Source organism: Vreelandella vilamensis, from assembly GCF_031451755.1.
In the GTDB taxonomy this organism is placed as follows: Bacteria; Pseudomonadota; Gammaproteobacteria; order Pseudomonadales; family Halomonadaceae; genus Vreelandella; species Vreelandella vilamensis.
In genome coordinates this window covers 201,516-227,060 of record NZ_JARWAN010000001.1, presented here as the reverse complement: position 1 = coordinate 227,060, position 25,545 = coordinate 201,516, and the positions used below count along the sequence as shown (strand labels likewise).

Here is a 25,545-nt window from a genome sequence, read left to right as displayed (position 1 = left end):
TATGCAAAATTTATCGATCGTATTAGTCGAGGATGAGCCAGGCGATGCCGGTTTAATCCGCTACAGCCTAAAGTTCAGCGGCAACGAGCACGACGTTCACTGGGTCAGCAGTCTGGAGGCGCTCGACACGCACCTTCGCGCGGCAGCGGCGTCGCCTGACGTGATTCTTCTCGACCTGAACCTACCCGACTCCAGTGGGCTCGACACGATCTCACGCTGCAAGGCAATGGCCCGTGAGACCCCTATTGTGGTACTCACCGGCCACGATGATATGAAATTCTCCCTTAAGGCCTTGGAAGCCGGTGCCCAAGATTACCTGATCAAAGACGGCGTCGAAGCCGAGGCGCTGTTGCGTGCCATACGCTACGCCATGGAGCGCCACCAGCTTGAAAAGCGCTTGCAAGAATCCGAAGAGCTGATGATGGCCGCTATTGAAGGCGGGAGCCTTGGCATCTGGGAGTGGAACCTGATAACGGATGCCTGCTACACCAGTGAGCGCCTGCTAAAAAACGTCGGATTCGACGCCGATGACGACGCGGCGCCGGTTACCTTATCCCAGTGGTTGGCACTTACACACCCTGACGACACCTCAGCGGTTGAGCAAGCGCTCAACCGCCATATCAACGGCGAGGCGCCGCGTTATCAACACGAGTTTCGACTCAAACATAAACAAGGCCACTGGGTGTGGGTATTTGAGTCCGGCCATTTAGTTGGCCGCGATGCAAAAGGCAACCCAGAACGCATGGTGGGTATCCAACAAGACATTTCCTCGCGTAAAGAAATGGAAGAGCAGCTACGCAACCTAGCCATGCACGACCCGCTAACGGGGCTTTTCAACCGCCGTAGCTTCATGGAAGCCATGGATAGCGAATATGGACGCGTTAAACGGCGTGATCACTATCACACCAGCATATTGATGCTGGATATCGATCATTTTAAGCACGTCAACGACACCTACGGCCACGCGGCGGGCGATGATATTCTCAAAACCTTTGCCCACACCATTGCCGACAACTTGCGCGAAAACGACGTTTTTGGCCGTTTAGGCGGGGAAGAGTTCGCCATTTTGCTGCCGGATACCGACCAAGCCGGCAGCGACCATGTGGCCGAAAAGGTCCGCGCCGCCATTGAAGCCATGCGTGTGCAGGCGGCAGGGGTCACGATTAAGATCACTACCAGCGTCGGCGTCGCCATGCTATCGGCCAACGATAATCGGCCAGACGGCGCCCTCGCCCGTGCGGATGCCGCCCTCTACCGCGCTAAGGAGAGCGGTCGTAACCGCGTTGCGCATGCGGAAATCTCAACAGAGCCGCCCACTGCAACGGCTTAAACGCTGTATTAAAGCACCCGAAAGGACTCGCATGCCCTTATCTGTTTGTTACCGCTCGCTGATTCGGTGGTTATTGGCTACCACGCTGGTAGTGTCGCAGGCCGCCATGGCCACCGCCTCAACCACGTTAGGGGTATTTGCCTACCGCGATGTTGAAACCGTCCGCGAGCAGTTCGCCCCGGTCAGGGAGGCGATGCAACACGCGCTCCCCGGTAATGAGGTTCGCTTGGAGGTGCTCTCGCTTGAGGCGTTAGACAGCGCGCTTGAAACAGGCGACATTGATTTCATCCTCACGAATCCGCGCCATTTTTTGGCCGTGCGGGAGCAACATGATGTCAGCGGCGCGCTGGCAACCCTTAAGAAAACTCAAGGGGGCCGTCACCTAAGCTCGCTTGCCGGTGTGATGCTGGCCCCTGCCGACACCAACATCAACACGCTTGACGCATTAGCGGGGCGCACCATCGGCATCCCGGGCAAACGTTTTCTGGGCGGGTTTCTTACCCAAGCCTATGAAATACATCTGCAGGGATACGACCCCGAGCGCTTTGCCGACTACCAAGCATTAGGCTCTCACGACGCGGTCATGCAGGCACTGCTAAACGGCGAGGTTGACGCCGGCTTTGTACGCAGCGGCATTTTGGAAGACTGGATAATCGGTGGGCGCCTTGCGCCAGGCACTTTTAAGGTCATTTCCCCGCAAGCGGTGAAGACGCCCAGAGACTTTCCTCTCGCCCACTCCACCCGGCTTTATCCGGAGTGGGCACTGGCCGCCATGCCCCACGTGCCGATGGAAGACATTCGCCGAGTCAGTAACACATTACTTCACCGGGAAGGCGTTTTCCCCACGGGAGAGCATTCGGTTAGCTTCGACCCGCCGCATGATTATCTTTCCGTTGAATTGGCAGCGCGCGCGCTTGGCGTGGCGCCTTTCGCGGCCCCGTCTCAAACCCTATGGCAACAGCTAAGCGCTCGCTTTGGCCGGGCGATATGGATACCGATAGTCCTGGCGGTGGCATTCGTGTTGTTGCTCGCGCTTTTCGTGGGGCTCTATATACGCAAATCTCGTCTGTTCGAACGCTTTAACGCGCTGTTCTACTACTCGCCCAGTGCCAAATTACTGTTTCACGGTGACGAGCAGGGGCGTTTTGTCATTGGTGAAAGCAATTATGCCGCGGTGACGCTATTTAAGGCACAAAGCAGTGATGACTTGCGCGGCAAAGACGTGGTGGACCTCTCACCTGAGACACAACCCGATGGGCAACGCTCTGCCGACCTCGCGACAGAGTGGATAGCACGGGCGGACCAAACGCGTCAGCGATTTATCTGGCAGCACCAAGACCTGCAAGGCGAGCCGATTCTGGTCGAAGTCACGTTGATAAAGTTTGCCCGCGGTTCGCTGCTGGGCGCGCTGGATCAAAAACCAACGCTTTTGGTCGCCTTGCACGACATTACCGAGCAAGAGCGCGCCCGTCTCGCGCTGGAAGAAGAACGCAACGCGCTGAAAAATATCCTGTGGGGCACGGCGGCCGGCACCTGGGAGTGGAACGTACAAACCGGCGAAACACGCTTCAACGAACGCTGGGCCGAGATGGTGGGGTATCGTCTTGATGAGCTCGCCCCGACCACCATTGACACCTGGATGTCGCTTTGTCATCCCGGCGATCTTGCACATTCAGAGGCGCTATTAACCGAGCACTTTGAAGGCAAGCGTGACGCTTACGATTGTGAAGTACGCATGCGCCACCGCGACGGGCACTGGGTTTGGGTGCAAGATCGTGGGCGGGTGGTATCACGCAACGAGGCCGGTGAGCCGCTTTGGGTCGCCGGCACGCACACTGACATCACCGCACGCAAGGCGGCAGAGGCCCGCGCCAACGCCTCCATGGAACAAACCCGCAAACATGCCGCGCTATTGCCGGGCATGCTGTATCAGTTCTGGCAACACCCTGATGGCCGCAGCGCCTTCCCGTATGCCAGCGCCGGTATTGAAGACCTTTACGGCATCTCCCCCGAGGACGTACAAACGGATGCCAGTCCGTTATTTGATGTTATCGTCCCGGAGGACGTCCCGGCGATGATCACTAGCATTGCGACCTCCGCCGCCAACTTAACGACGTGGCGCCACACATGCCGGATTAACCACCCTGACGGCCATCAACTCTGGGTCCAAGGCATTTCCACCCCTGAGCGGCTAGACGATGGCAGCACCCTGTGGCACGGCTACTTGCGGGACGTCACGGACGAGCACGACACACAGCAACAGCTTGAGCAGTACCGTGAATCCCTTGAGCGCTCCAATAAAGAGCTTGAGCACTTCGCCTACGCCGCCTCGCACGACCTTCGCCAACCGCTACGAATGGTTACCAGCTACGCGCAACTGCTTGAGCGCCATCTCGGTGGGCTCGATGAAGACGGCGAGATGATGCTGCATTATATGCGCGACGGCGCCAAGCGAATGGACGATATGCTGCTCTCCTTGCTGGACTACTCTCGCGTGGGGCGCAAGGGCCAGCCAATGCAGGAGATGCCGCTAAAAGACGCCCTTGATGAAGCGCTGCACTTTTTGACCCCGGATATCGAGCAAACCCATGCCGCGATCACGGTGACGGGGGATTGGCCTACCCTTCATGCCAGCCCCGATGAGATGACGCGGCTCTTCCAAAACCTGATCAGCAATGCCCTGAAATACCGCTCAGCCGACAACACTGCCGTCGAGATCATCGTCCATAGCGAAGCGCTCACCGATAGGCAGCAGTGGCAGATCAGCGTCACGGATAACGGCATCGGCATCGCGCCGGATCAAATAGAGCGCTTATTCAAAGTGTTTCAACGCCTACACACCCGAGAGCAATACGAGGGCACCGGCGTGGGCTTGGCCGTATGCCGCAAAATTGTCGATCGCCACGGGGGGCAAATTTGGGTGAAATCCGAAGGCGAAGGCAAAGGCAGCACCTTCACGTTAACGCTCCCCATGACACGCACCACCGAAGGGGAAGCATGATGCGGCGAACAGGGCGTTTATACCGTGCCATGTGGGCGATCATTCTGATGTGGCTGCCCATAACCGCCTGGGCCATGCCGGACTTCGAGACGTTTTTCGAGCAACACCCGACCCCCATGTGGATGATCGCGGTTGAGAGCGGCGAGATAGTAAAAGCCAATCAAGCGGCCAAAACGTTTTACGGTTTCGAGCGCCTTGAGGGCATGGATATCGACGAGATCAATATGCTCACCCCTGAACAGGTTGAACAGGAGCTACGGCGTGTCGCGCTCGCGGATCGCAATCACCTGTTTTTTCGCCATCGTCTCGCGAATGGAGAGGTAAAAGTCATGGGGGTTTACTCTGACCGCTTTGACGTGGAGGGCCGGGAGGTATTGATCTCGTCGCTTTACGACACCAGCGACTTTGACAGCTCCGCCGAGCGCCACTACGTAGCGCGCGTCGAGGAACAGGTCGACCTACAGACGCAGCAGCTTCAAGACGCCAGACAACGGGAGTTTTGGCTAGGGATTGGCGCCACCCTACTGCAACTTGGCGTTATTGCCATTTTGGTGGTCATTCTGCTGCGTTTGCGTCGCGCGCAGCGAGAAAACCGCCGGTTGATCGACGAACTTTCCTTTCGCAACCAAGAGCTTGAGCGCTTGAGCCAAGTGATGGCGCATCACTTTCAGGAGCCCAGCCGGCGGCTGGTTAGCTTTGCCCAGCAGCTGTCTCAACAGCTGTCTCAACAACCGTCTCAAGAGCCGTCTCAACGCGATGCTCGTCTGATGACCGACGAGGATAACGACGAGATGTTGATGGCCGTGGGCTTTATCGAGCGCCAGGCCAAACAGCTCAAGGAGCTGGTCAGTGAGATTCAGCGCTACCTCAGCCTCGACGTGAAGCCAAAGCCAGAGACCCTAGACTCTGGCCAAGTGATTGAAGTGGTCTGCCGTGATGCCCCAGAACTTGCAGAGATGCGCCGTGAAGCCACCGTGGAAATCCCCCAGCGATTGCCGCCGGTAACCGCTGATGTCCGCCAGTTCAAATTGATTTTCCGCGCGCTATTGCACAACGCCTGGCTTTACCGCGACCCGGAACGCCCTCTCAAGATACGCATTACGGCACGCACGCTCGATGAGCGCGTGCAGTTTCGCGTCGAGGACAACGGCAGCGGGATTGCCCCTGAGTATCGCGAACAAGTATTCGATATATTCTCGCGCCTGGTGCCGCACAGCGACCAATACCCAGGCACCGGGATGGGGCTTGCCCTGGTGGTCAAAGCCCTGCGCAATTTCGATGGCCATATCGCGATTGAAGACGGCATCTCAGGCGGCACCGCCATTGTGTTTGATCTCCCACTAGCAAGGTGATGTATTTTGGAAATGGAAAGCGATTTTACCGTGCTTCTTGTCGAAGACGAACCGGCTGACGTCCACCTAACCAAGACGGCATTCAAGAAAAGCCGCCTCCTGGTCAACGTGTGCGATGTCGGTGACGGCGTGGAAGCCTTGGCGTTTTTGCGTCGTGAAGGCCAATATCAGGATGCCCCGTCCCCGGATATTATCCTGTTGGATCTCAACATGCCGCGGATGGACGGCAAGACCTTTCTCGATCATGTAAAACAGGACGAAACGCTAAAACGTATTCCGGTCATTGTCCTGACCACCTCTGAGGCGGAATCCGACATTGTGGAATCTTACGACCTTGGCTGCGCCGGTTTCGTGACCAAGCCCGTGGACCTCACGCAGTTTCTGAGGGCCATTCAGAACGTTGAAGATTACTGGCTAACACTGGTCAAACGGCCCTAAAACCCTAGACAACCCCACCTCGAGAAGAGCGATGAGCAATAGCCCCGAGCACGCCGATTACGCCATGCTGGTTGAGCACCACCCGTTCATGCTCAACCGCTTTTTGCCGGATAGCACACTGGTGTACGTGAACCAGGCCATGGTCACCTTTTTTGACGCCGAACCGGACGCATTGGTCGGCAAGCGCTGGCTGGAGATGGTGGGCGAAGCACAACGCCGCCAGTGGCACGAGCACTACGCCCAGTTTACGCCAGAGGCACCGCGCCATCAGCTGATCAACTGTGTGAAAGGGCCAAAGGGCGAGCCGCACTGGGTAGAGTGGACTAACACCGCGTTTTTTGACGACAACGGCGCGCTGACGTTCATTCAAGCCGTCGGGGTCGATGTAACCTCGCGCATGGAGGCCCGACTCGCCCTGGAAATCAACCAAGAGCGATACGCGCTAGCGCAGCAGGCCGCCGGATTCGGCGTCTGGGAATGGCATCCCCAGCGCGATGAAATTGTTTGGGATCCCCAGTGCTACCGCATGCTCGGCCTGTCGCCCTCTGATAAACCCCTCACGTTCGCCCAGTGGCAGTCACGATTGCATCCCGACGATGTTGAACGCTGTAGCAAAGCGGTTAACGAACAACTGCTGGAAGGAAATGAGTTCGTCATTGAGTTTCGTTATCAATCGGCAAATGGCTATTTCTGGGTGCAGGGGCGCGGCCAAGTGTTTGAACGCGATGCCACCAACGCACCATTACGCCTGATCGGTACCCATCTGGATATTCAATCGCTCAAAGCCGTACAACAAGAGCTGACTCGCTCCAATCAAGAGCTTGAGCAGTTCGCCTACGCGGTTTCGCATGATTTACGTCAACCGCTGCGGATGGTTAACAGCTACCTGCAGCTTTTAACCCGCGAGCTTGGCAACGACTTAAGCCATGACGCCCAAGAGATGATTCAGTTTGCCCGTGACGGCGCCGAGCGCATGGACAACATGATTCTGGGGATTCTCGACTACTCACGCGTGGGGCGTAAAACCTCGCCAATGGAGTGGATCGACAGCCGCGCCGTGCTAAACGACGTGATGGGATTTCTTAAGCCCATGCTGACGGAAAGCGGGGGCGAAGTTAACATCGAAGGCGAATGGCCCGAGGTCTACGCCAGCCGCGACGAACTCACGCGACTTCTGCAAAACCTGTTGGATAATGCATTGAAGTACGTAGACCAGGGTAAAACCCCAGAGGTCACCATCACCAGTCGCCCGCACGCGGATGACTGGCAAGTCGACGTGCAAGATAACGGCATCGGGATCGCACCGGAACAACAAGATCGGCTCTTTGGTGTGTTTGCGCGTTTACAACCGCGCAGCCGCTTTGAAGGCACCGGCATAGGGCTCGCTATCTGTAAACGCATCGTCGAACACCACGGGGGTACCATTAGCGTTTTTTCTTCCGGCGAAGGCCACGGCAGCCGCTTCACCTTCACCCTGTCGCTAACGCAAGCGTAGCTCAGCGGCTAAAGCCGCCACTCACCCACGTGCTAGCACGTGGGTAAGCTATTCAGGACAAGCCGTGCTTAAGCCGGCTCAGTACCCCAACATCTGATCAACGCGCTCGCGGTTTTCTTCGATCCAGGCAGCGGCAGATGCCTCAAAGGACGTATCGTCGTCTTCGTAGGCAGCCATCATCGCTTCCAGCTCGGCGACGCTGATGTGCCACTGAGACATGATGTCATAGGCACGCGGATACTTGTTTTCGATGCCTTGGTACGAGAGCACGAAAACGCTGTCGTACTGGAAGTGGCCCTGCGTGTCCTCCAGAAACTTCAGGTCGTACTTAGAGAACATGGAGTGCGGCCGCCAACCGGTAATGATGAACGGCTCTTTGTTGGGCATTTTCTCCCGAATCACCCCCATCATGGCGGCTTCGCTGGTGTAGGCATGTTCATATCCATCAAGGTCATAGGCGTCATCGGCCATCACCTTTTCAGAAATATCCACCATGCCGGCACCGACACCGATGGTAACTACCTGTCCACCGAACTTGTCCGCCTTGCCCGCCAGGTCGCCGATGGTTTCCTCCTCGACATAGGCAGGCACGACCCAGCCGAGTGGCACATCTTTGTAGCTGGTGGCCACTTTTTGAAGATCATCCTGATATTCTTTCCAGCGAGCCGCTTCGGTGTGCGGTAGCCAGGCATCCATGAAGAAGTCGATCTGCTCGACCTGCATACCTTGGAAGATGGCGGGTTGAGCAAGCAGCTTCGTCTCAACCGTGTAGCCCGCCTCTTCCAAAATCTGCGCGGCGATAGCGGTCGGCGCTTCAGTGCTGGTCCAGGCCGGCATCCCAAAGGTGATGGTCGTGTCATCGACCCCCTCGCCCGTCAGCGGCGGCTGATCAGCGGCATGGGCACCTGCGGCGATCAAAGCAGATACAAAAAACGTGGTAGATACGTTGAGGAATTTCATACGTACTCCTTTGCTGTTTTACTGTTGCGTTGACGTTGGTGACGACGAGGACGGTGCGGTTAGCTTGCCAAAGGTGGCGCGCAGGTTTTCCGGGGTAAACGGTAGTGCATCGACCTTGTCCGCCTGCCAGGCGGCGTAGTCTTGGCCTTCCAGGCATTGGATCATGTTGTCGGTATCCAGCACTTCGAGGGCGTAGACCCAGTTAGCCATGATCGTTAGCGCGGCCATGTGGGCACCCTCGCTGGAGGTGGTACACATATCGTGTACCAGTTGAATGCGGTAATCGCGGAAGTAGGCGTCAAATACCGAGGTCATTAAGCATCCGTCGGTGACCACACCGCCGATGATGAGGTGCTTCACGCCGAGGCTTTTCAGCATCAAATCCAGGCTGGTATCGAAAAACGCGCTCCAACGGTATTTATCGATCACGATATCGCTGTCTTGCGGCTTAACCGCCTCCACAATCTCGATATTGTCGCGGTTGTCGGCGTAGAACTGCGGTTCACCGTTGGCGTGGCGCGGCTCGTCAAGCGAGAGGCCCACCCCATCGTGGCGATTGATCTGGCGGGTGTAGATCACGGGGATACCCGCCGCGCGGCAGGATTCGATCATGCGCTGGGTGTTGCGCACCACGCTATCCAACCCAACAAGGCCAAAACCACTTTCTTTTTGCAGGTCGATCACCACCAGGGCGGTTTCACTTTTCTTCATCGTCAATACGTTCTCTCAGTTGGGTTCATGGTCCGATGGACGTTCGTCGCGCTCGGGCCGGGGGACGTGTTCAAAGATATCGCCAGACTCCATGGCATTGGCCAGCTGCATGATCCAGCGCAGGTAGGGTTTCGAGCCGTTTATCAGCGCCTGATCCTTGGCGGCGAGTGCTCTGATCTCGCTGTCGGCTCCACTCTGTGCGATCTCACGCATGATGGGCTCGGTCTGCTCGACCGCCTTGTGCATGATGCCGCGCTCGAGGCGCAGCATTTTGACCATGAAGCTCAGGAAGTTTTTGAAGAAGTCCTTTTCGGCGATGTAATGATCCTTGCGATCACCTTTCTTCCACACTTTCACCACCATGCCGGTATCGATCAGCTCACGAATGCCGGTACTCACGCTCGCCTTGCTCATCGCAACTTCATCTTTGACGTCGTCCAGCGTTAGCGGCGATTCAGCAAAATACAGCACGGCGTAAATCCGCCCTACCGAGGGCGTCACACCGTAGGCCACCATGCTCTGCGCAATGGCGCTCATCATGACATCGCGGGCCTCGTCTAGGCGCTGGGTATCGGTTTTTTGCATGGATTTACCTCTATTCAATTTGTATTGAATATTTTGAATAAAATAAACAAAAAGATAGTTACTGTCAAAATCGGCGGCAGAACGCAGCGAATCATGCGGTGTGTATGCGTTGATTCACCTGTCTTGCCCTTGTAATACTTGTTGATAAGTATCACCTTAAAGAAAAGTTTATTGCCAACGAGCCTGCGATGACCCAACCACACCTTTCTTCGTCTAACACGCCAAACGACTCGAACCGTGCCTCCAGCGATTCAGACCGCCCCAAGGACCCTTTCTCCATTCGCAAAAACCCCCAGGGCACGCCCCAGAATCAGTGGGCGATGTTTCTCTGGATGACACTGGCCATTTTGCTGGTTTTTTATTACCTGCAAGGCATGGAACAGCAAACCCAGGTGGATCTCGCTTATTCCGATTTTCTCCAAGCCGTGGAAAGCGAGCACATTGAAGCCGTCACCCTGCGTGGCCAATCGGTAGAGGGGCGCTTCACCGAATCCGGCCGTGAGGCCATGAACGCGGGCGAGGCGGAGACCTTTGAAACCACGCGCCCGGTCATTGAGAGCGAGCGTCTTCTCGAACGCTTGGAGCAGTACGGCATTCAGGTGTCCGCTCGCCCGGTAGAGCCGCCCTGGTGGCAGCAGATACTCGTCAGAGCACTCCCCTGGATACTGATTCTGGGGCTTTTATTCTGGTTTTGGGGCCGTATGCAGCAGCGCATGATGGCGAACGGCGGCGGCCCCTTCAGCATGGGCAAATCTCAGGCGCGCAAAATACAAAGTGAAGACAGTAACGTGCGCTTGGATGACGTGGCCGGCTCGGAGAATGCCAAGCGCGAGATCACCGAGGTGGTCGACTTCCTCAAAAACCCTGAACGCTATCGCGCCCTAGGCGCGCGAATTCCCCGCGGGGTACTGATGATGGGGCCACCGGGCACCGGCAAAACTCTGATGGGTAAAGCGGTGGCCGGCGAAGCCGAAGTGCCCTTCTTTTCCATCAGTGGCTCTGAGTTTATTGAGATGTTCGTTGGGGTGGGGGCTTCCCGTGTGCGCGACTTATTCAAGGAAGCCAAGAAGCAGGCACCTTCGGTGGTGTTTATCGACGAGCTGGATTCCATCGGTCGCGCCCGTGGCGCGGGCATGGGCGGCGGCCACGATGAGCGTGAACAAACCCTCAACCAGATTCTCGCTGAACTCGACGGCTTTGAGAAAGACGCTTCGGTCGTGGTGCTAGCCGCCACCAATCGGCCCGACGTGCTGGACAAGGCGCTTCTTCGCCCTGGCCGCTTTGATCGCAAGGTAACCCTGGAAAACCCACACCGCGACGCCCGCCGGCGTATTCTTGAGGTACACACCCGTAACATGCCCCTTGCCGACGACGTGGACCTTGAACGGCTTGCCGAGATGACCGTGGGCTTTTCCGGCGCGGATCTTGCCAATCTGGCCAACGAGGCCGCCCTGGAGGCCGGGCGCAACAAGCAGGATAAAATTGACTGGGACTGCTTCTCGGACGCCCGCGACCGCGAGCTTCTCGGCGAGGCCAAGGACGTGGGGTTATCCAGCGCAGAGCGCCACATCGTTGCCTATCACGAAGCGGGGCATGCGCTATTGGCTTATCTACTGCCAAAAGCCGACCCCCTTGAAAAAGTCACGGTACTGCCGCGCAGCCAGGCGCTTGGGGTAACCGCCCAAATGCCTAACGAGGAACGCTACAACCTGGGCGAAGCCTACCTGCGCGATCGAATCACGGTCATGTTCGGCGGCCGGTTGGCCGAGTCGGTGGTGTTTGATGAAGTCTCAAGCGGCGCTGAAAACGACATCGAGCAGGCCACTCAGCTTGCGCGGCGTATGGTCGCCCGCTGGGGGATGAACCGGCGCCTTGGCCCTGTCACCTTCGCTCAGAGCCAGGAGCACGTTTTCCTAGGCAAGGAGATGGGCCAGCAACGGGAGTTCGGCGAGGCTACCGCAAGCCTTGTCGACGAAGAAATCCGCGAGCTGCTCAATAGCCTGGAAGACCGGGGGCGCAAACTCCTCAAGGAAAATCGCAAGGCATTGGATGCCTTGGCGTCAGCCCTGGAAAAACACGAGACCCTGGAAACCAACGACATTCGTGAGACGCTTGCAGGCTTGGTACCGGAAAGCAAATAGCGATACAAAAACGTCACAATCATATCGACGCGTACAAGCATTTTGTGCTTTGCTGTAGTGGACGTCATTAGTCACAGGAGACACTCATGCTAGCCCTGCAGCAGGTTTATAAAACGTTTAGCACGCCGCAGGGGGAGCTGCCGGTCCTCAACGGGATCGACCTGACGCTCGACCAGGGCGATAGCCTCGCTTTAATGGGCGAGTCCGGCAGCGGCAAATCCACGCTGCTGCATTTGGCGGCCGGTCTCGACGTGCCCGACCAAGGCCACATCGAGATCGACGGCCAGGTGCTCTCCACCTTGGATGAACCCGCCCGCGCCAAGCTACGTCGCCAGCGTCTTGGGCTGGTGTTTCAGCAGTTCCATCTGGTGCCCAGCCTGAACGTCATCGATAACCTGCGACTGCAGGCACGCCTGGCAGACCGCGAGGACGCACAGTGGACTGCCCACCTGATGGCACGCCTTGGGCTTGCCGGCCGCGAGGCCTATTTCCCTGAGCAGCTTTCCGGTGGCCAACAACAGCGCCTAGCGATTGGCCGAGCGCTGGCCGTTCGCCCCAGCTTACTGCTAGCGGATGAACCCACCGGCAACCTTGACGAGCAAAGCGCCGATACCGTCCTTGCGCTGCTACTTGAGCTAGTGGCAGAAACCCGCTGCGCCCTACTGATGGTGACTCACAGTGCCCGTGTCGCAGCGCCGCTTAATCGCCTGGTGCATCTGCATCTTGGCCGCCTGCAGGATGACGGCACATGATGATCCTGCGCGTACTCATCACCTTGCTGGCCCACTATCGTCGCCATCCGGGGCAGTTAGCCATGTTGTTGCTGGGGCTTTGGGTCGCCAGCGCCCTGTGGAGCAGCGTGCAAGCCGTGAACGCCACGGCAAAAGACAGCTACGCCCGCGCTAACGCACTATTTAGCGCGGATGTTGACCAGTTAACGCGCCGCGATGGGCAGTCGCTCACCCGCGAGGACTACCTGACGCTGCGCCGTGCGGGTTTACCGGTTTCGCCGATGCTGGAAGGTACGCTGCCAATCGGCGAGGAACGCTTGACCCTCATTGGCATTGACCCATTAACCTTGCCAAGCGACAACACCCTAGGCGGTAGCGGCGACGCGTTGACGGCGTTTTTAACCCCACCTTGGCAAACCCAGCTCGCCCCGGAAACGCTGGATGTATGGGGCCTTTCACGCCAACAAGCGCCAGGGGCGACGCCCTCCGTCAACAATAACCAACGGCTGCCGCCATTAGCGCTGCGCCCGGCGCTGCCGCCGGACACCTTGGTGATGGATATCGCCGCTGCCGCCGCGCTGCTAGATCGGGGTAACACGCTGAGCCAACTGGTTACCGCCCCTGGCGCGCTGTCTCAGGCTCCCGACGGGTACCGGCTCAACCGAGCCGCTACGTTGGCATCGCCCGAGCAACTAACGGATAGCTTTCACCTTAACCTCACCGCGCTGGCGTTGCTGTCGTTAGTGGTGGGGCTTTTTATCGTGCAGGCCGCGCTGGGGCTTGCCATGGAGCAGCGCCTGACCACGCTGCGCACCCTGCGCGCGCTCGGCGTGCCCGCCTTTACCCTTACCATGGCGATTTTGCTGGAGCTTCTGGTGTTCGGCGTGGTGGGGTCAGCGCTTGGGCTTGTCAGCGGCATTTGGCTCGCCGGCCAGTTATTGCCCGACGTGGCGACCACGCTCTCGTCGCTTTACCAAGCCGATGTGCAGCGCAGCCTAGTGTTGCCGTGGCACTATTGGGTGGGCAGCCTCGCCATTACCTTAGGCGGCCTGCTGCTGGCAGGGAGCGGCGTGCTATGGCGCGCCGCACGGCTGGAGGTATTGGCGTTGGGCAACTCCCAAGCATGGCGGCGGGGCTATCAACGCCAGCTAAAACGGATGACACAAGGCGCTGTCGTGGTCGCCCTTATCGCCCTCGGTCTAGCGCTATGGCTTGGCCGCCTGCCGTCCGGTCAAGGGGTTCTGGTTAGCTTTGGGTTTGTCGCCGCCCTACTGTTAACCAGCGCGCTCTTTCTTCCACCGCTGATTAACGGCGTACTGCGCTTGTTACAGCGCCTTTTGCATCGCTATCCACTGGCTCACTGGGCAGTGGCGGATATCCAGCTACAGCTACCGCGCCTGTCACTCGCCATGATGGCGCTGCTTATTGCCTTGGCGACTAACCTAGGGGTGAGCAGTATGGTCGGCGGTTTTCGCCTGACGTTTCTGGATTGGCTGGATCAGCGGTTAGCCACGCCACTTTACATCAACGCATCGCCGTCGACGTTAACGCCGATGCTGGATTGGCTTGACGCCCGCCCTGACGTTGCTGAAACACTGCCCACCGCCCGTGGCAGCGTCGATTTACTGGCACAGGGAAATACACAAGGACAAGAGGCGACCCGCGAACGCATGGCGCTGTTTGGGCTTACCCCTGCACCGACGATCACTAACCGCTGGCCGTTACTCGATATGCAAACAGGGCGCGCTGACGCTTGGGCGGCACTATCCGCCGAGAGCGTCTTCATTAACGAACAGATGGCCGTGGCAAAGCAGCTTGCCCCAGGTGATGTCATCACGTTGAAAACACCGCAAGGCGCGATGCCGTTCGAGATCGCTGCGGTTTACCCTGACTACGGCAACCCGCGCCAGCAGATACTCATGCCCACCGATGCGCTCATCCAGCGCTTTGGCGGTGATGTTGCCTCGATAGGGCTGGTGGTGGATGAAAACGCCGACCGTCAGGCCTTCCGCCAAGCCCTGGCGGATACCTTTGATGTCTCCCCTGATGCCCTTATCAACCAGCAGGAAATCAAACGGCTGGCCACGCAAATTTTCGAGCGCACCTTCACCATCACCCGGGCGTTAAACGGCTTGACCTTAGGTGTGGCAGCGTTGGCACTTTTCGCTACGCTCTTGGCCCAAGCTCAAGAGCGGCAGCGCCAGCTGGCGGTGCTTTGGGCACTTGGCGTGCCGCGCAAAACGCTCGCGCAGCTGCCGCTCATTCAGTTGGGTGGGTTATCTCTGCTCACTGGCGTGGTGGCGCTGCCACTGGGTATCGCGATCACCTGGACGCTAGTCGCCATCATCAACGTGGCCGCGTTTGGTTGGCGGCTGCCGTTACACCTTTTCCCCGGGGACATCTTCATCACGCTACTGACCGCGTTAGGGGTGGCGCTAGCCGCCGCCGCGTTGCCCTCGCTGAAACTATGGCGATCATCACCACGGGCAATGCTAACTGAGGGGGCCGCATGAGTCGTCAACGCCGACAAATTCTGCTTATTACGCTAGGCTGCTTGGCCCTTATGGGGTGTCAGGAAGCGCCCCCGACCGCCGAGCCTCAAGGATTTGCCGGGCTCGGGCAAGACGCGGCGGCGTTTGCTCAGGCGGATGCCTCATCGCCGCTTCGCTTTCCGCAAGACCATGGCCCGCATCCTGATTACCGCATCGAATGGTGGTACCTCACCGCCAACCTGGAAGACGACCAGGGCGAGCCGCTCGGGCTGCAATGGACGCTATTTCGCCAAGCACTCACCCCGCCGGACGAGCGCCCTGCGCCGTCGCCGTGGGCCGTGGATCAAGTGTGGATGGCACATTTAGGCGTTTCCCAGGGCGAAACCCACGTTGCCGCCGAGCGTTTTGCGCGCAGCCATAGCGAACAAGCCAACGGGCAAGCGGGCGTCAAGGCAGCCCCGTTTCAGGCCTGGATCGATGACTGGACATTAGAAAGCCCGGCCGATGCCAACTTTCAGACGTTTTCGCTCAACGCCCATAGCGGCGAAGGCAATGAGCGATTTGGTTACGAGCTCACCCTCAGCGCGCAAGGCCCGCTTGTCTGGCATGGAGAAAACGGCTTTAACGCCAAAACCGTGGAAGGCCAAGGGTCACACTATTACAGCCAGCCTTACTTACAGATCAGCGGCCGCGTCACGCTAAACGGCAAGACTCGCGACGTTAGCGGCCAAGGCTGGCTGGACCGCGAATGGAGCAGCCAGCTGCTTACCCCTGAGCAAACCGGGTGGGACTGGTTTTCGCTACACCTGGCAGACGGGCGCAAGCTGATGACCTATCGATTAAGAGGCGGTGGCCATGGTGGGGATGACTACGTGTTTGCCCATTTGCTTTCCGCGGATGGGCATACCGAGCTTATCGGGCCTGATAGCGTCACGCTTACGTCGCTGGCAACTCAGGCAGTCGCGGGCCGAGATATTCCCACGCGCTGGTCACTCACGCTACCCGACGCCGATATGCAGCTTGTCGTTGAGGCGCGCCACCCTAACCGCTGGATGCCCACCTCGGTGCCTTACTGGGAAGGCGATGTGGTGGTCCGCCAGGCAGAAACGCAGGAAAACATCGGCGTCGGCTATCTAGAGATGACCGGGTATTGAGGTTTAGTGATCTCATGTTGACTTAGCAGGAGACACGTTATGTCGCACGAAACGTTAACACCGGGCGGCGCTATGGTGATCACCGGCGCGAGCAGCGGGATTGGCAGGGCCACTGCCGAGCGGTTCGCCGCTCAGGGAGTACCGCTTTATTTACTGGCACGGCGCCAGGCGCCGCTTCAGGCATTGGTTGATGAGTTAACTCAGCGCCACCCAGAGGGTGAGTTTATCGCCATCGCCGGCGACCTTGCCGCGCACGAAGAACGCGACCGCGTGATCCAGATGCTGACGCAAGCATTCGATAAACGTAACTTACCGCCAGGTGCTTTCGTCCACTGCGCAGGGATCGGCACACCCGCCGCCGACCTCGCCCACTGGGATCCTGACGACTTAAACGCGGCATTACAGCTCAACGTCGTCGCGCCATTGGCGTTGATTCGCGCGCTGATGCCTCACCTGGAACGTCGCTACCCTCCATGCAGAATCGTGCTGGTCGGGGCAGGCATTGATCGCCACGCGCAACCAGGTACTGGCACCTACGGCGTGAGTAAAATGGCCTTACGCCGCCTGTTTGAACAACTCACCCTGGATCTCACGCCTTACGCCGCGAGTGTCGCGCTTTTTCAACCCGGCTTGGCCGATACCCCTGGCTTACGCGACCACCTAAACGTGGCCGCTGAGCTGTCGCTGCCTCATGCGCAATACCTGCAACAGCGGCTCGACCAAGGCCATTATTTAACCGCGGACTCGGTGGGAATCGCCTTGGTATCGCTACTAAGCGACATCCCGTCAGAGCATTTTAATGGCCAGGAGTGGCATGCCACTCAATTACTGGAGTAGCGGCTTAATGTGCATCAGCGCTTGTTTTAGCCGCTCGTCGTCAATTATCACGTGTCATCACCCGACGTCTCATCGGCCGTGACCACGCTTGCCAGAATACGGCTCGCCAACGGGTAGTCGAGTTGCGACATGGCCGCATCCAACTGACCCAGTTGTTTGGCGTTGAGCTTGCCTGCAAGGGCGGGGCGCAAGCGGTTGAACAAATCCAATGCCGAGAAATCGTTGCGTTCCAAGAGCGCCTGAAGCTTGGCCACCTGTTCATGGGTAACGGTCACCCCGGCACCGGCAGGCGACTCGGGGTCGCGTTGGGTCAAGCACTCACGAATGGCGGGGAAAGTGATATCAAGTTGGTGCCACAGCGCCTCAAGGGCCTTTGCTGTTTCGCTAGTGCTGCCTTCTTTAATAGCGGCCTCAGCGTTGAAGGTGGCAGCGGCAATGGCGTTGGCACCCAAGTTACCGGCGGCTCCCCGTAGGGCGTGCAGGCGCTGGAGAGCCTCCTCGGGGCGGCCTTTGGCCAGGTCGGCTTCCACCTCATCGGGGGCCTCGGCAAAATCGTTCACTAGGCTGTGCAGAAGCTTCCATAAAAGCGGCTTTTTACCCCCCAAGCGCTGCAAGGCCGCTTTTTGATCGATACCTGGAATCCCGCTTTCGGGTTCAGCGTCTGCCTCATCAGCGTTTAACAACGCCTCCTTGGGCGTGTGGCCCGTGACGTCGAGAAGGGTCGCCACCATCTGCTCCACATCCAGGGGCTTGGCCAGATGGGTGTTCATGCCTGCCTGGAAGCATTCTTCACGGTCGGACTCCAGCACATTAGCCGTCATCGCCACAATGGGCAGACGGGAGAAGCGCGCATCTTTTCTTAACCTGCGAGTGGCTTCGAGGCCATCCATCTCCGGCATTTGCACATCCATCAGCACGGCGTCAGGCAGGGTTGCCTCCGTGGTCAAAATATCCACCGCTTCACGCCCGGTGGTGGCAACGATAACCTTGGCACCTTCCTGTTCGAGAATATCGCGGGCAACTTCTTGGTTGATCGGGTTATCCTCGGCCACTAATAGACGAAGGCCTGCCAGGCGCATGACTCGCCCCGACGGCTCAACGGGTAGCTGTTGGGCCAGGGCGGCACGCAGAAGCGAGGGTGTCGCCGGCTTTGAAATAATGCCGTCAAGGATATCGTTATCGGTCTGATGGAGAATCATTTCACGGCTATAGGCGGTTACCACCAGCACAATCATGGGGTCTTCAGCGGACTGGCCTGAGCGCATTCGAGTGGCCGCTTCCAGGCCATCAAGCCCCGGCATCCGCCAGTCCAGCAGGACGACCTCAAAGGGCTTGCCCGCGTCTCGGGCGGCTTGGTGCAGCGCCACCGCCTCCTCGCCGGATGCGGCTGTTGTCACCTCCCACTCTAAGCGGCGACACGTTTCGGCAAGCGCTTCCCGGGCAAGATCATTATCATCCACCACCAGGGTGCGGTAGGCGCCTACCAGGGGTGGCCCTAGCGGCGCCTCCTGCCCGTTTTTTTGTTTTTTGACAGGGACGCTGAAAGCAAAGCAAGAGCCTTTACCCTCTTCGCTTTCCACGCTGATGTTGCCGCCCAGCAGCTTGACCAACCGCTGACTGATGGCAAGCCCTAGCCCCGTGCCACCAAAGCGGCGCGTGGTCGAGGCATCGCCCTGCTGGAAAGCACGAAACAAACTCAGCTTCTGCGCCTCACTCATCCCAATGCCGGTATCGGTAATACGAAACTCAAGCATGAAGTCATCATCGTCGGCCGAGACCTGATTTACCTCCAAGACCACTTGGCCCTTTTCCGTAAACTTGATGGCGTTGCCCAACAGGTTGGTCAGCACCTGCTGCAAGCGCAGGTCATCGCCCCACAAATAATGCGGCACCTCGGGGTTAACGCGAAAGAGCACCTCAATGTCCTTTTTCTCGGCCGTCGTCGAGACCACCGTGGCCAAGGTGCTGAGTAGCTCATCCAGATTAAAATCCTCCGGATTGAGCTCCATCTTGCCAGCCTCGACTTTTGAGTAATCGAGGATATCGTTAAGAACCGCCAAAAGCGCACGGGCCGCGATGCTTATCTTGTGCACGTAATCACGCTGCGAGGGGCTCATCTCGGTGTGTTCGAGCAAGTGCCCAAGGCCCATGATGGCCGTCATGGGCGTGCGGATCTCGTGGCTCATGTTGGCAACGAATTCGCTTTTCATGCGACTGGCCGATTCGGCGGCCTCACGTGCCTCACGCATGACGGTATCGGCGTGGATCTGGGCGGTGATATCGATGCCAAACGAAACCTGGCTCACCACGTACTCTTCAGGCTCGAAGAAGCTGTTGCGCCAGGAGATAATGCGCTCTTGATTATCCCGTGTGAGCAGCATGCTCTGCTGGCTCTGAGGCGCATCAGGCAGAGGCAAGGCGGCGACGTCACCTGACATCAACGTATGCCAATGCTTGCCTTTCACCTCGTCGCGGGAATAGCCGGTGAGTCTTTCCGCCGCTTCGTTGAAGATGAGAATGGCCCCGTGTTGATCTAGCCCCAGCACCATGACATTGGCGCTTTCGATCAGGTTTTCGGCAAAGTCTCGGGCGGCGAGCACTTCACGATCACGGCGGCGCAGTCGCGCCATAATCAGCAAAATCAAGATAACGAAGCCAAGCCCCGCCAGCGTCTTGACGATAGAACTCTGACGCCATTCGGCAAGCACCTCTGTCGTCGTGCGACTGACCGAAATCAGCATATTGCCCTGCTCGACATTGCGCAGCACGATAAGCCGATCATGGCCATCCAGAGAGGGGTTTTCACGAACGCGACTCACCTGCTTTCCCGAATCACGGTGCTCTATAACGTTCGAGCGCTCGCTAGTATCCTCTCCTACCAACGCTTCCAAATGGGGCTCTCGCGCAAGAATTCTTCCCTCTGGGCCAATAAGCGCGGCAAAGGCATCGGGTGACGAAAGCAGTGAGGCCAAGCGCGCGGAAAAATAGCTGGGTAATAGCGATGCGAGGACCACGCCATCAAGTCTGCCGATATCGGCGCCATTCCCGAAACCGCGAGCAGCGAAAATGGCCAGATTGCCACGCGTCGTTAGAGTGGGGGGCGTTGTGATCATGGCCTCAGGGCCGGCTTCCCGCGCAGCCAGAAAATAAGGTCGCTGCGAGGCATCAAACCCCTCTATTTCGGCCAAGGAGCTGAACCGGATAATGCCCGCAGTATCGGTGACAGAGAAGTGATTGACCTCGGGAAAAGCGCTTGCTCGCGCCTTCAAAAAGAGGTGTAGGTCATCGGCCTCGGCTTGCATGAGCGGCCTTTCCACTTCGTGGGCAATATCCTGCAAGCTGATCGCCACCGCGCGCAAACTATTGGTAACCTGGCCGTCGGCAATACGCGCCAGGTTTTCCAGGTTCTGGTAGGCGTTGTCCAGCGCTTTGTTATGCTCACGCCAGATATCCACCACAATCAACACAACGGCGACCATGATGGTGCTCAGGCCTAGCAGCACGAAACGATCAACGCCGCCTTTCTGCTTTAAGGAGCGCGGGAGGTCGCTGCGCTGAGAGAGCTCGGACATCACGATATTTCCTCATTGGCGTCAGGCGGTTCAGAGGAAGCCAGAGTTTTTGAATACAAAGTTTTTGAACACACTCGATTGCGCCCGGCTTGTTTCGCTTCGTAGAGGGCTCGGTCAGCCAGGGTTAGAAGCGACTTTTGAGACGCCTTCGTCGGTTCCACGGCGGTGGCGACCCCAAGGCTTAAGGTTAGGCAGGGCGCATCGGGCGAGGCCGCGTGTGGAATGGCCAGAGCCTCCACGGCATGACGAATGCGCTCGGCGACCTCCTCTGCACCCTCCAAAGGCGTCTCTGGCAGAATGCAGACAAACTCCTCGCCGCCGTAGCGTGCCGCGATATCCGTCGGTCGGCGCATCTGGGCTTTCAACGTCTGGGCGACGGCGCGCAGCGCCGTATCGCCATCACCGTGGCCGTAGTGATCGTTATAACCCTTGAAATAGTCGATATCGGCCATGATCAGCGAGAGCGGCGCGCCCTGGCGCTGGGTACGGCGCCATTCGCGGTCGAGGGACTCATCAAACTGGCGCCGGTTAGCGATGCCGGTCAGTCCATCGACCAGCGCGATGCGGCGCAGTAAATCTCGTTGGTGTTTGAGTTCAAGATGGGTGCGTACCCGGGCGCGTACGACGGGCGGGCTCACAGGTTTGGTTATATAATCCACCGCCCCCACCTCGAAGCCTCGGGTCTCGTCTTCCACCTCACCCATGGCGGTGACGAAAATGACCGGCGTGTCGCGTAACAGAGGGTCTTCCTTAAGCCGAGTGGCAACAGTGAAACCATCAATGCCCGGCATCATCACGTCGAGCAAGATCAAATCCGGCTCGCGGGTCGCGGCGATGTTTAAGGCCTGCTCTCCGGAGGTGGCAAAAAGAACGCGATAGTCCTCTTTGAGAATATCGGCCAGTATCTGGATATTGGTGGGTACGTCGTCAACGATCAGTACGACGGTCTCGTCCTGAGCCTCAGGGTCAACTGCTGCCGAGAACACGTCGGGCTGTTGCATTTACTACTCCTTTTTTCTTGCCTCCTTGCGCCGAAAACCGAAAAATACGGTTAAAAATCAAGCTTAACAAGTAACCTATTTAAGTGAACATGGGCCGAAGGTTCATAGGCGTCAAAGAGACCAGCAGGAAATTGGCAAAGGAAAGCAGCGCCAGTTACGGTAGACGCCCTTCACGTTTTAAGCGCCGTTTCACCCAATAATCATAGCCAAATCGCAGCACCGGTTTGAGCACCGGCAACCCGATTAGCCACGCAAGCGGTTTCAGGCGGGGAACGCGCCGCATCAGCGCGATATAGGCTTCTATTCCCTCACGAATTTCGCCTTTTTCGGTTTCGACATGCAGCGAGAGTAACGCCGCTTGCGGGTCAATGCCTTTGGCGCGCAAGGTCTCATGGTTTTGGTTTAAGTCACACCACTTAACGCCGCTGCCGGCTTCACCCGCCCAGCGTTCATAGCGGGTACGGTCACGCTGGCACACCGGGCAGGCGCCGTCGTAAAAGACCTTTAGGCGAGATTCATTCGGCATATTGTCACCATTTTTTCCCGACTCAGGGTAGCGTACTTTCCAGCGGGGCTAAAAGTGGTGCCACTTGATCAGGGTCCATCAGCGCTTGCGCCACGGCCTCAATGTCATCGGCCAAGGGGCGGTCGCCGTCCAAGGCGGCGGCGTGTTGGCGTACCCATTGATGCAGCGCTTGCGTGGCGGGGCTTAAGGACTCACGGCCGGCGATCTCAACACCTTGTGCCAGCACTAACGCCTCAATCGCCATTACCTGATAGAGCTGGGTAATGCTGGTGCTAACGCGCCTAGCGGCAATGGTGCCCAGCGGCACGATGTCCTGATTATCCGCGTTGGTGGGTATCGATTGAATGGACGCGGGCATGGCGTGGCTGCGAAGCTCCGCTACCAACGACGTGGCGCTGACTTGGGCGCCCATAAAGCCGCTGTGTAGCCCGGTATCGCGCGGCTGCATAAAAGCGGGAAAGCCTTGGTTGCGCGCCGGGTCGGTAATGCGGGCGATACGCCTTTCACTGTAGAGCGCCATCTGTATCACGGCGTTATTCAAGTGGTCGCTGGCAAAGGCAAGGTGCTGCCCAAAAAAGTTACCGCCATGCAGAATCGCGCTTTCATCGGGGAAAAGCAGGGGGTTATCGCTGACGGAGGAAAGTTCGGTTTCGACCGTTTTGGCGTGCTGCGTGCAGACATCCCATACGGCGCCCAGCGCTTGCGGAGCACAGCGCAACGTGTAAGCGTCTTGCGGTAGCGCCTGATCGCGCGAGACACTTTGCAGTGCGCCGGGCAGCGTTGCCACCTCCAGCGGTTTAAGCGCTTGGCTTTCGGCCGATAGTTCCCACAGCCAGTGATGAAGTTGCTGCTGCCCAGGATGCGGGCGCACGACCCCAATGTGGGGATGAAACGCTTCGCGGTGCCCCTCTAACAACTCGGCATAAAGCAATACCAGCAGCGTGCTGAGTTTCACCGCCCGCTGCGCTCGCACCGCATTGAGCGCGGCAATACCGGCTGTGACCGACGTGCCGTTGACCAGGGCAATGGCATCTTTATGCGCGAGTATCAGCGGGGCAATACCCAGCTGTTGGTGTGCTTCTGCGCTCGCGATCCACGGGCCGCCGTTCACGCTTACGCGCCCTTCTCCGCTAAGCGCTCTGGCAAGGTGTGCCAGCGGCGTTAAGTCGCCGCTGGCGCCGACGGTACCCCGCGAGGGGATTTCCGGCGTGACGCCCTGCTCCAACCACCACACTACCCGCTCGACCAGCGCGGAGCTCACTCCCGAGTGACCCTGGCACAGGCTGATCAAACGAGCCGTCATCAACGCGCGCGCTTGGTCGGTCGTTAACGCCTCCCCCACGCCACTGCAGAGGTGGTATACCAAATTTTGCTGCAACAGCGCTGATTGTTCCGGGGCGACATAGGTACTGGCTAACGGACCGTAACCGGTAGTGACGCCATAAATACGTTGACGCGAGGCAATACGTTCGAGCAGAAACGCATGGGCTTTTTCCACTCGTTGGCGCTCTGCCGGCGAAAGGGTGACGGTGTCGCGCGCTAGCGCCACAGCTTCAAGTTGCTCAAGCGTGAGGGAGGTCAGCATGCAATGTCCTGGTTGTCGTGCCGTTACGGGCGCAGCGTGAGCAAGGCTACCAATCGGTTAACTTGCCCATGGCATTGGTGGGTAGCGCATCACCATAGGTAATAGCGATTGGGCGCTTGGCGGCAGGCCACGCGTCAAGCGTGGCGTCAATGTGCTCGGCGATATCGCGTGAAGGGTCGGTGGGTACCACGAAGGCCTTGAGACGAACCTGACCATTGCCGGCTTGGGTGGGCCTTACCGCGCACTGGCGCACCTCGGGAATAGCTTCTATCTCGCGGGCAACGGCGGCGGGGCTGACATTAACGCCGCCAATCGACACCACATCATCGTGTCGTCCCGCTAAGGTAAAGCGGCGCGTATCTTCCCATACAACGCGGTCAGGCAAATTCACCGCATGATCGCGCGCGTCTGCCGCAGTCAGCGTATCGGCTGTCGCTTGTTGCCAATGGGAAAGCAGGGTAAAAGGCGCGTCATGGTGAAAGCGCGTGGCCACGCCGCCGGTTTCTGAACTGCCGTAAATTTCCATCACCGCGGCTATGCGTTGTTGTGAAAGACTTTGCTGTGACAGACTTTGCTGTGACAGACGTTCTGCGACGTCGCTCGGTAGCGGCGCTGTTGAGCTCACCCCCAGCACACTCGAAGGCCAATCGGTACGCGTCTTGGCAAGATAAGTCCAACGTGGCGGCACGGTGACCACGACATCACCTTCCTGCAGCGTGGGTAGCGTTTTGTCAGCCACCACCATCTCCACATCATTGAAGGCGGGATAGGCGACGCCCAGCATAAAACCGTAAAGATGATGCAAAGGAAGCCACGCCACAACGCGCTCAGGCGTGATGCGCTCGCAAATACGCTGATGCAGCGCTTGCGCTTCGGCTTCAATATCCGCCCAGCGGTGGTGGCAGGCTTTGGGGTCGCCAGTACTGCCCGAAGTGCGAAACACCAAGCCGGAGGTATATGCCACCGCTTGTGCAATGAGTTCTGTCCACGCGTCCACGCCCTCTTTCATCAGTAGGCGGTCTTCGGAACCCGTTTCGTGCAGGCAGAAAAACTCCGCTACGCTGGAGGCCAAATAAAGACGCTCCAGCGAATCAATCGCAGGAGCGTCAGAAATGGCAGAGAGTGGAACACCCCGATAGGCGCTGAGTTCAGACTGTAATAGCGAACGCAGCAACGGGTCGATCAGTTTTGGGGTCATCCATGTTGGCACGGATTACGTTCCTTCATCACCATTTAATAGCAGTAAACGTATTTTATACTCGCTTGACAAAAATCCAATACGTATCGCCAGAAATGGCTTTCTTCATGTGGATTTTTACTTTGGTGGGCTGCATTTGATAGTCAAACACATACTCAAACATGGTATTGAGGTTGCCATTTTTCACGCCGTCTTTAAAGCGACCCTCAAACTCTTTGCCCTGTGTGCAGGGGGCGACTTGTTTAAAGAAGTTTTTGCCAATCACGCTCTTCGGGTCGCGACCGGTGATACCGCCTTCTGCGGCGTTGTACTGAATAATCTTGCCGTCTTTATCAAGCTGAATTGCGCCAAAGGCCAACTCATCCAGCTTTTTATCGTCCATGCTCGCTAAGCTGTTTTCGATATCATCGCTACCGAATTTCACCATTTCCATAAC

Annotated in this window: 19 protein-coding genes; 10 read left to right on the top strand and 9 right to left on the bottom strand. The window is 58.1% G+C overall.

Features of this window, described 5'->3' with window-relative positions; genetic code table 11:
- Window position 1: 1 nt before the first annotated feature.
- The 5 genes from QC823_RS01005 to QC823_RS00985 are packed head-to-tail and all read left to right on the top strand — an operon-like array spanning window position 2 to window position 7,616.
- Window positions 2-1,330 (top strand): GGDEF domain-containing response regulator, encoded by a 1,329-nt coding sequence (locus QC823_RS01005; protein WP_309654491.1) that lies wholly within the window; start codon window positions 2-4, stop codon window positions 1,328-1,330.
- Window positions 1,331-1,361: 31 nt separating this feature from the next.
- Entirely contained in the window at window positions 1,362-4,331 is a 2,970-nt protein-coding gene (locus tag QC823_RS01000) for a PhnD/SsuA/transferrin family substrate-binding protein (RefSeq protein ID WP_309654490.1), read from the top strand.
- Window positions 4,328-5,683 carry a sensor histidine kinase gene (locus QC823_RS00995; protein WP_309654489.1) on the top strand — a complete coding sequence of 452 codons (1,356 nt, stop codon included), beginning with the start codon at window positions 4,328-4,330 and terminating at the stop codon, window positions 5,681-5,683. The genes QC823_RS01000 and QC823_RS00995 overlap by 4 nt, the downstream gene beginning before the upstream one ends.
- Before the next feature lie 12 nt (window positions 5,684-5,695).
- Entirely contained in the window at window positions 5,696-6,121 is a 426-nt protein-coding gene (locus QC823_RS00990) for a response regulator (protein ID WP_309654539.1), read from the top strand.
- A gap of 31 nt (window positions 6,122-6,152) precedes the next feature.
- Window positions 6,153-7,616 (top strand): sensor histidine kinase, encoded by a 1,464-nt coding sequence (locus QC823_RS00985; RefSeq protein ID WP_309654488.1) that lies wholly within the window; start codon window positions 6,153-6,155, stop codon window positions 7,614-7,616.
- Window positions 7,617-7,694: 78 nt separating this feature from the next.
- Here QC823_RS00985 and QC823_RS00980 read toward each other — a convergent pair whose 3' ends face one another.
- From QC823_RS00980 to QC823_RS00970, 3 genes are read right to left on the bottom strand one after another with little or no spacing between them, the layout of a single operon-like run.
- Window positions 7,695-8,576, bottom strand: coding sequence for a glycine betaine ABC transporter substrate-binding protein (locus tag QC823_RS00980; protein ID WP_309654487.1), 882 nt, complete (start codon window positions 8,574-8,576; stop codon window positions 7,695-7,697).
- An 18-nt stretch (window positions 8,577-8,594) separates the two neighbouring features.
- The gene (locus QC823_RS00975) at window positions 8,595-9,287 is read right to left on the bottom strand and encodes a cysteine hydrolase family protein (RefSeq protein ID WP_309654486.1); all 693 of its coding nucleotides are present in this window, start codon (window positions 9,285-9,287) and stop codon (window positions 8,595-8,597) included.
- 15 nt (window positions 9,288-9,302) lie between these two features.
- Window positions 9,303-9,872 (bottom strand): GbsR/MarR family transcriptional regulator, encoded by a 570-nt coding sequence (locus tag QC823_RS00970; RefSeq protein WP_309654485.1) that lies wholly within the window; start codon window positions 9,870-9,872, stop codon window positions 9,303-9,305.
- A gap of 188 nt (window positions 9,873-10,060) precedes the next feature.
- On the opposite strand from QC823_RS00970, the gene ftsH reads away from it, so the two are divergent.
- The 5 genes from ftsH (at window position 10,061) to QC823_RS00945 (ending at window position 17,227) form a co-directional block, all read left to right on the top strand.
- Window positions 10,061-12,013, top strand: coding sequence for an ATP-dependent zinc metalloprotease FtsH (gene ftsH / locus QC823_RS00965; protein ID WP_309654484.1), 1,953 nt, complete (start codon window positions 10,061-10,063; stop codon window positions 12,011-12,013).
- Window positions 12,014-12,099: 86 nt separating this feature from the next.
- Window positions 12,100-12,765 carry an ABC transporter ATP-binding protein gene (locus QC823_RS00960; protein ID WP_309654483.1) on the top strand — a complete coding sequence of 222 codons (666 nt, stop codon included), beginning with the start codon at window positions 12,100-12,102 and terminating at the stop codon, window positions 12,763-12,765.
- On the top strand, window positions 12,762-15,257 hold the full coding sequence (locus tag QC823_RS00955; protein WP_309654482.1) for an ABC transporter permease: 2,496 nt from the start codon (window positions 12,762-12,764) through the stop codon (window positions 15,255-15,257). Before QC823_RS00960 ends, QC823_RS00955 begins: the two co-directional genes overlap by 4 nt.
- A complete protein-coding gene (locus QC823_RS00950) occupies window positions 15,254-16,390 on the top strand; it encodes a lipocalin-like domain-containing protein (RefSeq protein ID WP_309654481.1) in 1,137 nt (378 codons plus the stop codon). Before QC823_RS00955 ends, QC823_RS00950 begins: the two co-directional genes overlap by 4 nt.
- Window positions 16,391-16,429: 39 nt before the next feature.
- Window positions 16,430-17,227, top strand: a complete 798-nt coding sequence (locus QC823_RS00945) for an SDR family NAD(P)-dependent oxidoreductase (RefSeq protein WP_309654480.1) — start codon at window positions 16,430-16,432, stop codon at window positions 17,225-17,227.
- Between the two features lie 47 nt (window positions 17,228-17,274).
- Here the strand turns inward: QC823_RS00945 and QC823_RS00940 are convergent, their stop codons facing one another.
- The 6 genes from QC823_RS00940 to pyp form a co-directional block, all read right to left on the bottom strand.
- A complete protein-coding gene (locus QC823_RS00940; RefSeq protein WP_309654479.1) occupies window positions 17,275-20,799 on the bottom strand; it encodes a response regulator in 3,525 nt (1,174 codons plus the stop codon).
- On the bottom strand, window positions 20,799-21,800 hold the full coding sequence (locus tag QC823_RS00935; RefSeq protein WP_309654478.1) for a diguanylate cyclase domain-containing protein: 1,002 nt from the start codon (window positions 21,798-21,800) through the stop codon (window positions 20,799-20,801). The genes QC823_RS00940 and QC823_RS00935 overlap by 1 nt, the downstream gene beginning before the upstream one ends.
- Before the next feature lie 154 nt (window positions 21,801-21,954).
- Window positions 21,955-22,326 (bottom strand): thiol-disulfide oxidoreductase DCC family protein, encoded by a 372-nt coding sequence (locus QC823_RS00930; protein WP_309654477.1) that lies wholly within the window; start codon window positions 22,324-22,326, stop codon window positions 21,955-21,957.
- A 22-nt stretch (window positions 22,327-22,348) separates the two neighbouring features.
- Complete coding sequence (locus tag QC823_RS00925; RefSeq protein ID WP_309654476.1) at window positions 22,349-23,911, bottom strand: HAL/PAL/TAL family ammonia-lyase; 1,563 nt, start codon at window positions 23,909-23,911, stop codon at window positions 22,349-22,351.
- A 46-nt stretch (window positions 23,912-23,957) separates the two neighbouring features.
- Complete coding sequence (locus tag QC823_RS00920; RefSeq protein WP_309654475.1) at window positions 23,958-25,121, bottom strand: AMP-binding protein; 1,164 nt, start codon at window positions 25,119-25,121, stop codon at window positions 23,958-23,960.
- Between the two features lie 43 nt (window positions 25,122-25,164).
- Window positions 25,165-25,542, bottom strand: coding sequence for a photoactive yellow protein (gene pyp, locus QC823_RS00915; protein ID WP_309654474.1), 378 nt, complete (start codon window positions 25,540-25,542; stop codon window positions 25,165-25,167).
- Window positions 25,543-25,545 lie beyond the last annotated feature (3 nt).

Bases quoted from the DNA above. Each gene is read 5' to 3' on its own strand.
- QC823_RS01005 (WP_309654491.1), top strand. From the start codon at position 2: ATGCAAAATTTATCGATCGTATTAGTCGAGGATGAGCCAGGCGATGCC.
- QC823_RS01000 (WP_309654490.1), top strand. From the start codon at position 1,362: ATGCCCTTATCTGTTTGTTACCGCTCGCTGATTCGGTGGTTATTGGCT.
- QC823_RS00995 (WP_309654489.1), top strand. From the start codon at position 4,328: ATGATGCGGCGAACAGGGCGTTTATACCGTGCCATGTGGGCGATCATT.
- QC823_RS00990 (WP_309654539.1), top strand. From the start codon at position 5,696: ATGGAAAGCGATTTTACCGTGCTTCTTGTCGAAGACGAACCGGCTGAC.
- QC823_RS00985 (WP_309654488.1), top strand. From the start codon at position 6,153: ATGAGCAATAGCCCCGAGCACGCCGATTACGCCATGCTGGTTGAGCAC.
- QC823_RS00980 (WP_309654487.1), bottom strand. From the start codon at position 8,576: ATGAAATTCCTCAACGTATCTACCACGTTTTTTGTATCTGCTTTGATC.
- QC823_RS00975 (WP_309654486.1), bottom strand. From the start codon at position 9,287: ATGAAGAAAAGTGAAACCGCCCTGGTGGTGATCGACCTGCAAAAAGAA.
- QC823_RS00970 (WP_309654485.1), bottom strand. From the start codon at position 9,872: ATGCAAAAAACCGATACCCAGCGCCTAGACGAGGCCCGCGATGTCATG.
- ftsH (WP_309654484.1), top strand. From the start codon at position 10,061: ATGACCCAACCACACCTTTCTTCGTCTAACACGCCAAACGACTCGAAC.
- QC823_RS00960 (WP_309654483.1), top strand. From the start codon at position 12,100: ATGCTAGCCCTGCAGCAGGTTTATAAAACGTTTAGCACGCCGCAGGGG.
- QC823_RS00955 (WP_309654482.1), top strand. From the start codon at position 12,762: ATGATGATCCTGCGCGTACTCATCACCTTGCTGGCCCACTATCGTCGC.
- QC823_RS00950 (WP_309654481.1), top strand. From the start codon at position 15,254: ATGAGTCGTCAACGCCGACAAATTCTGCTTATTACGCTAGGCTGCTTG.
- QC823_RS00945 (WP_309654480.1), top strand. From the start codon at position 16,430: ATGTCGCACGAAACGTTAACACCGGGCGGCGCTATGGTGATCACCGGC.
- QC823_RS00940 (WP_309654479.1), bottom strand. From the start codon at position 20,799: ATGTCCGAGCTCTCTCAGCGCAGCGACCTCCCGCGCTCCTTAAAGCAG.
- QC823_RS00935 (WP_309654478.1), bottom strand. From the start codon at position 21,800: ATGCAACAGCCCGACGTGTTCTCGGCAGCAGTTGACCCTGAGGCTCAG.
- QC823_RS00930 (WP_309654477.1), bottom strand. From the start codon at position 22,326: ATGCCGAATGAATCTCGCCTAAAGGTCTTTTACGACGGCGCCTGCCCG.
- QC823_RS00925 (WP_309654476.1), bottom strand. From the start codon at position 23,911: ATGCTGACCTCCCTCACGCTTGAGCAACTTGAAGCTGTGGCGCTAGCG.
- pyp (WP_309654474.1), bottom strand. From the start codon at position 25,542: ATGGAAATGGTGAAATTCGGTAGCGATGATATCGAAAACAGCTTAGCG.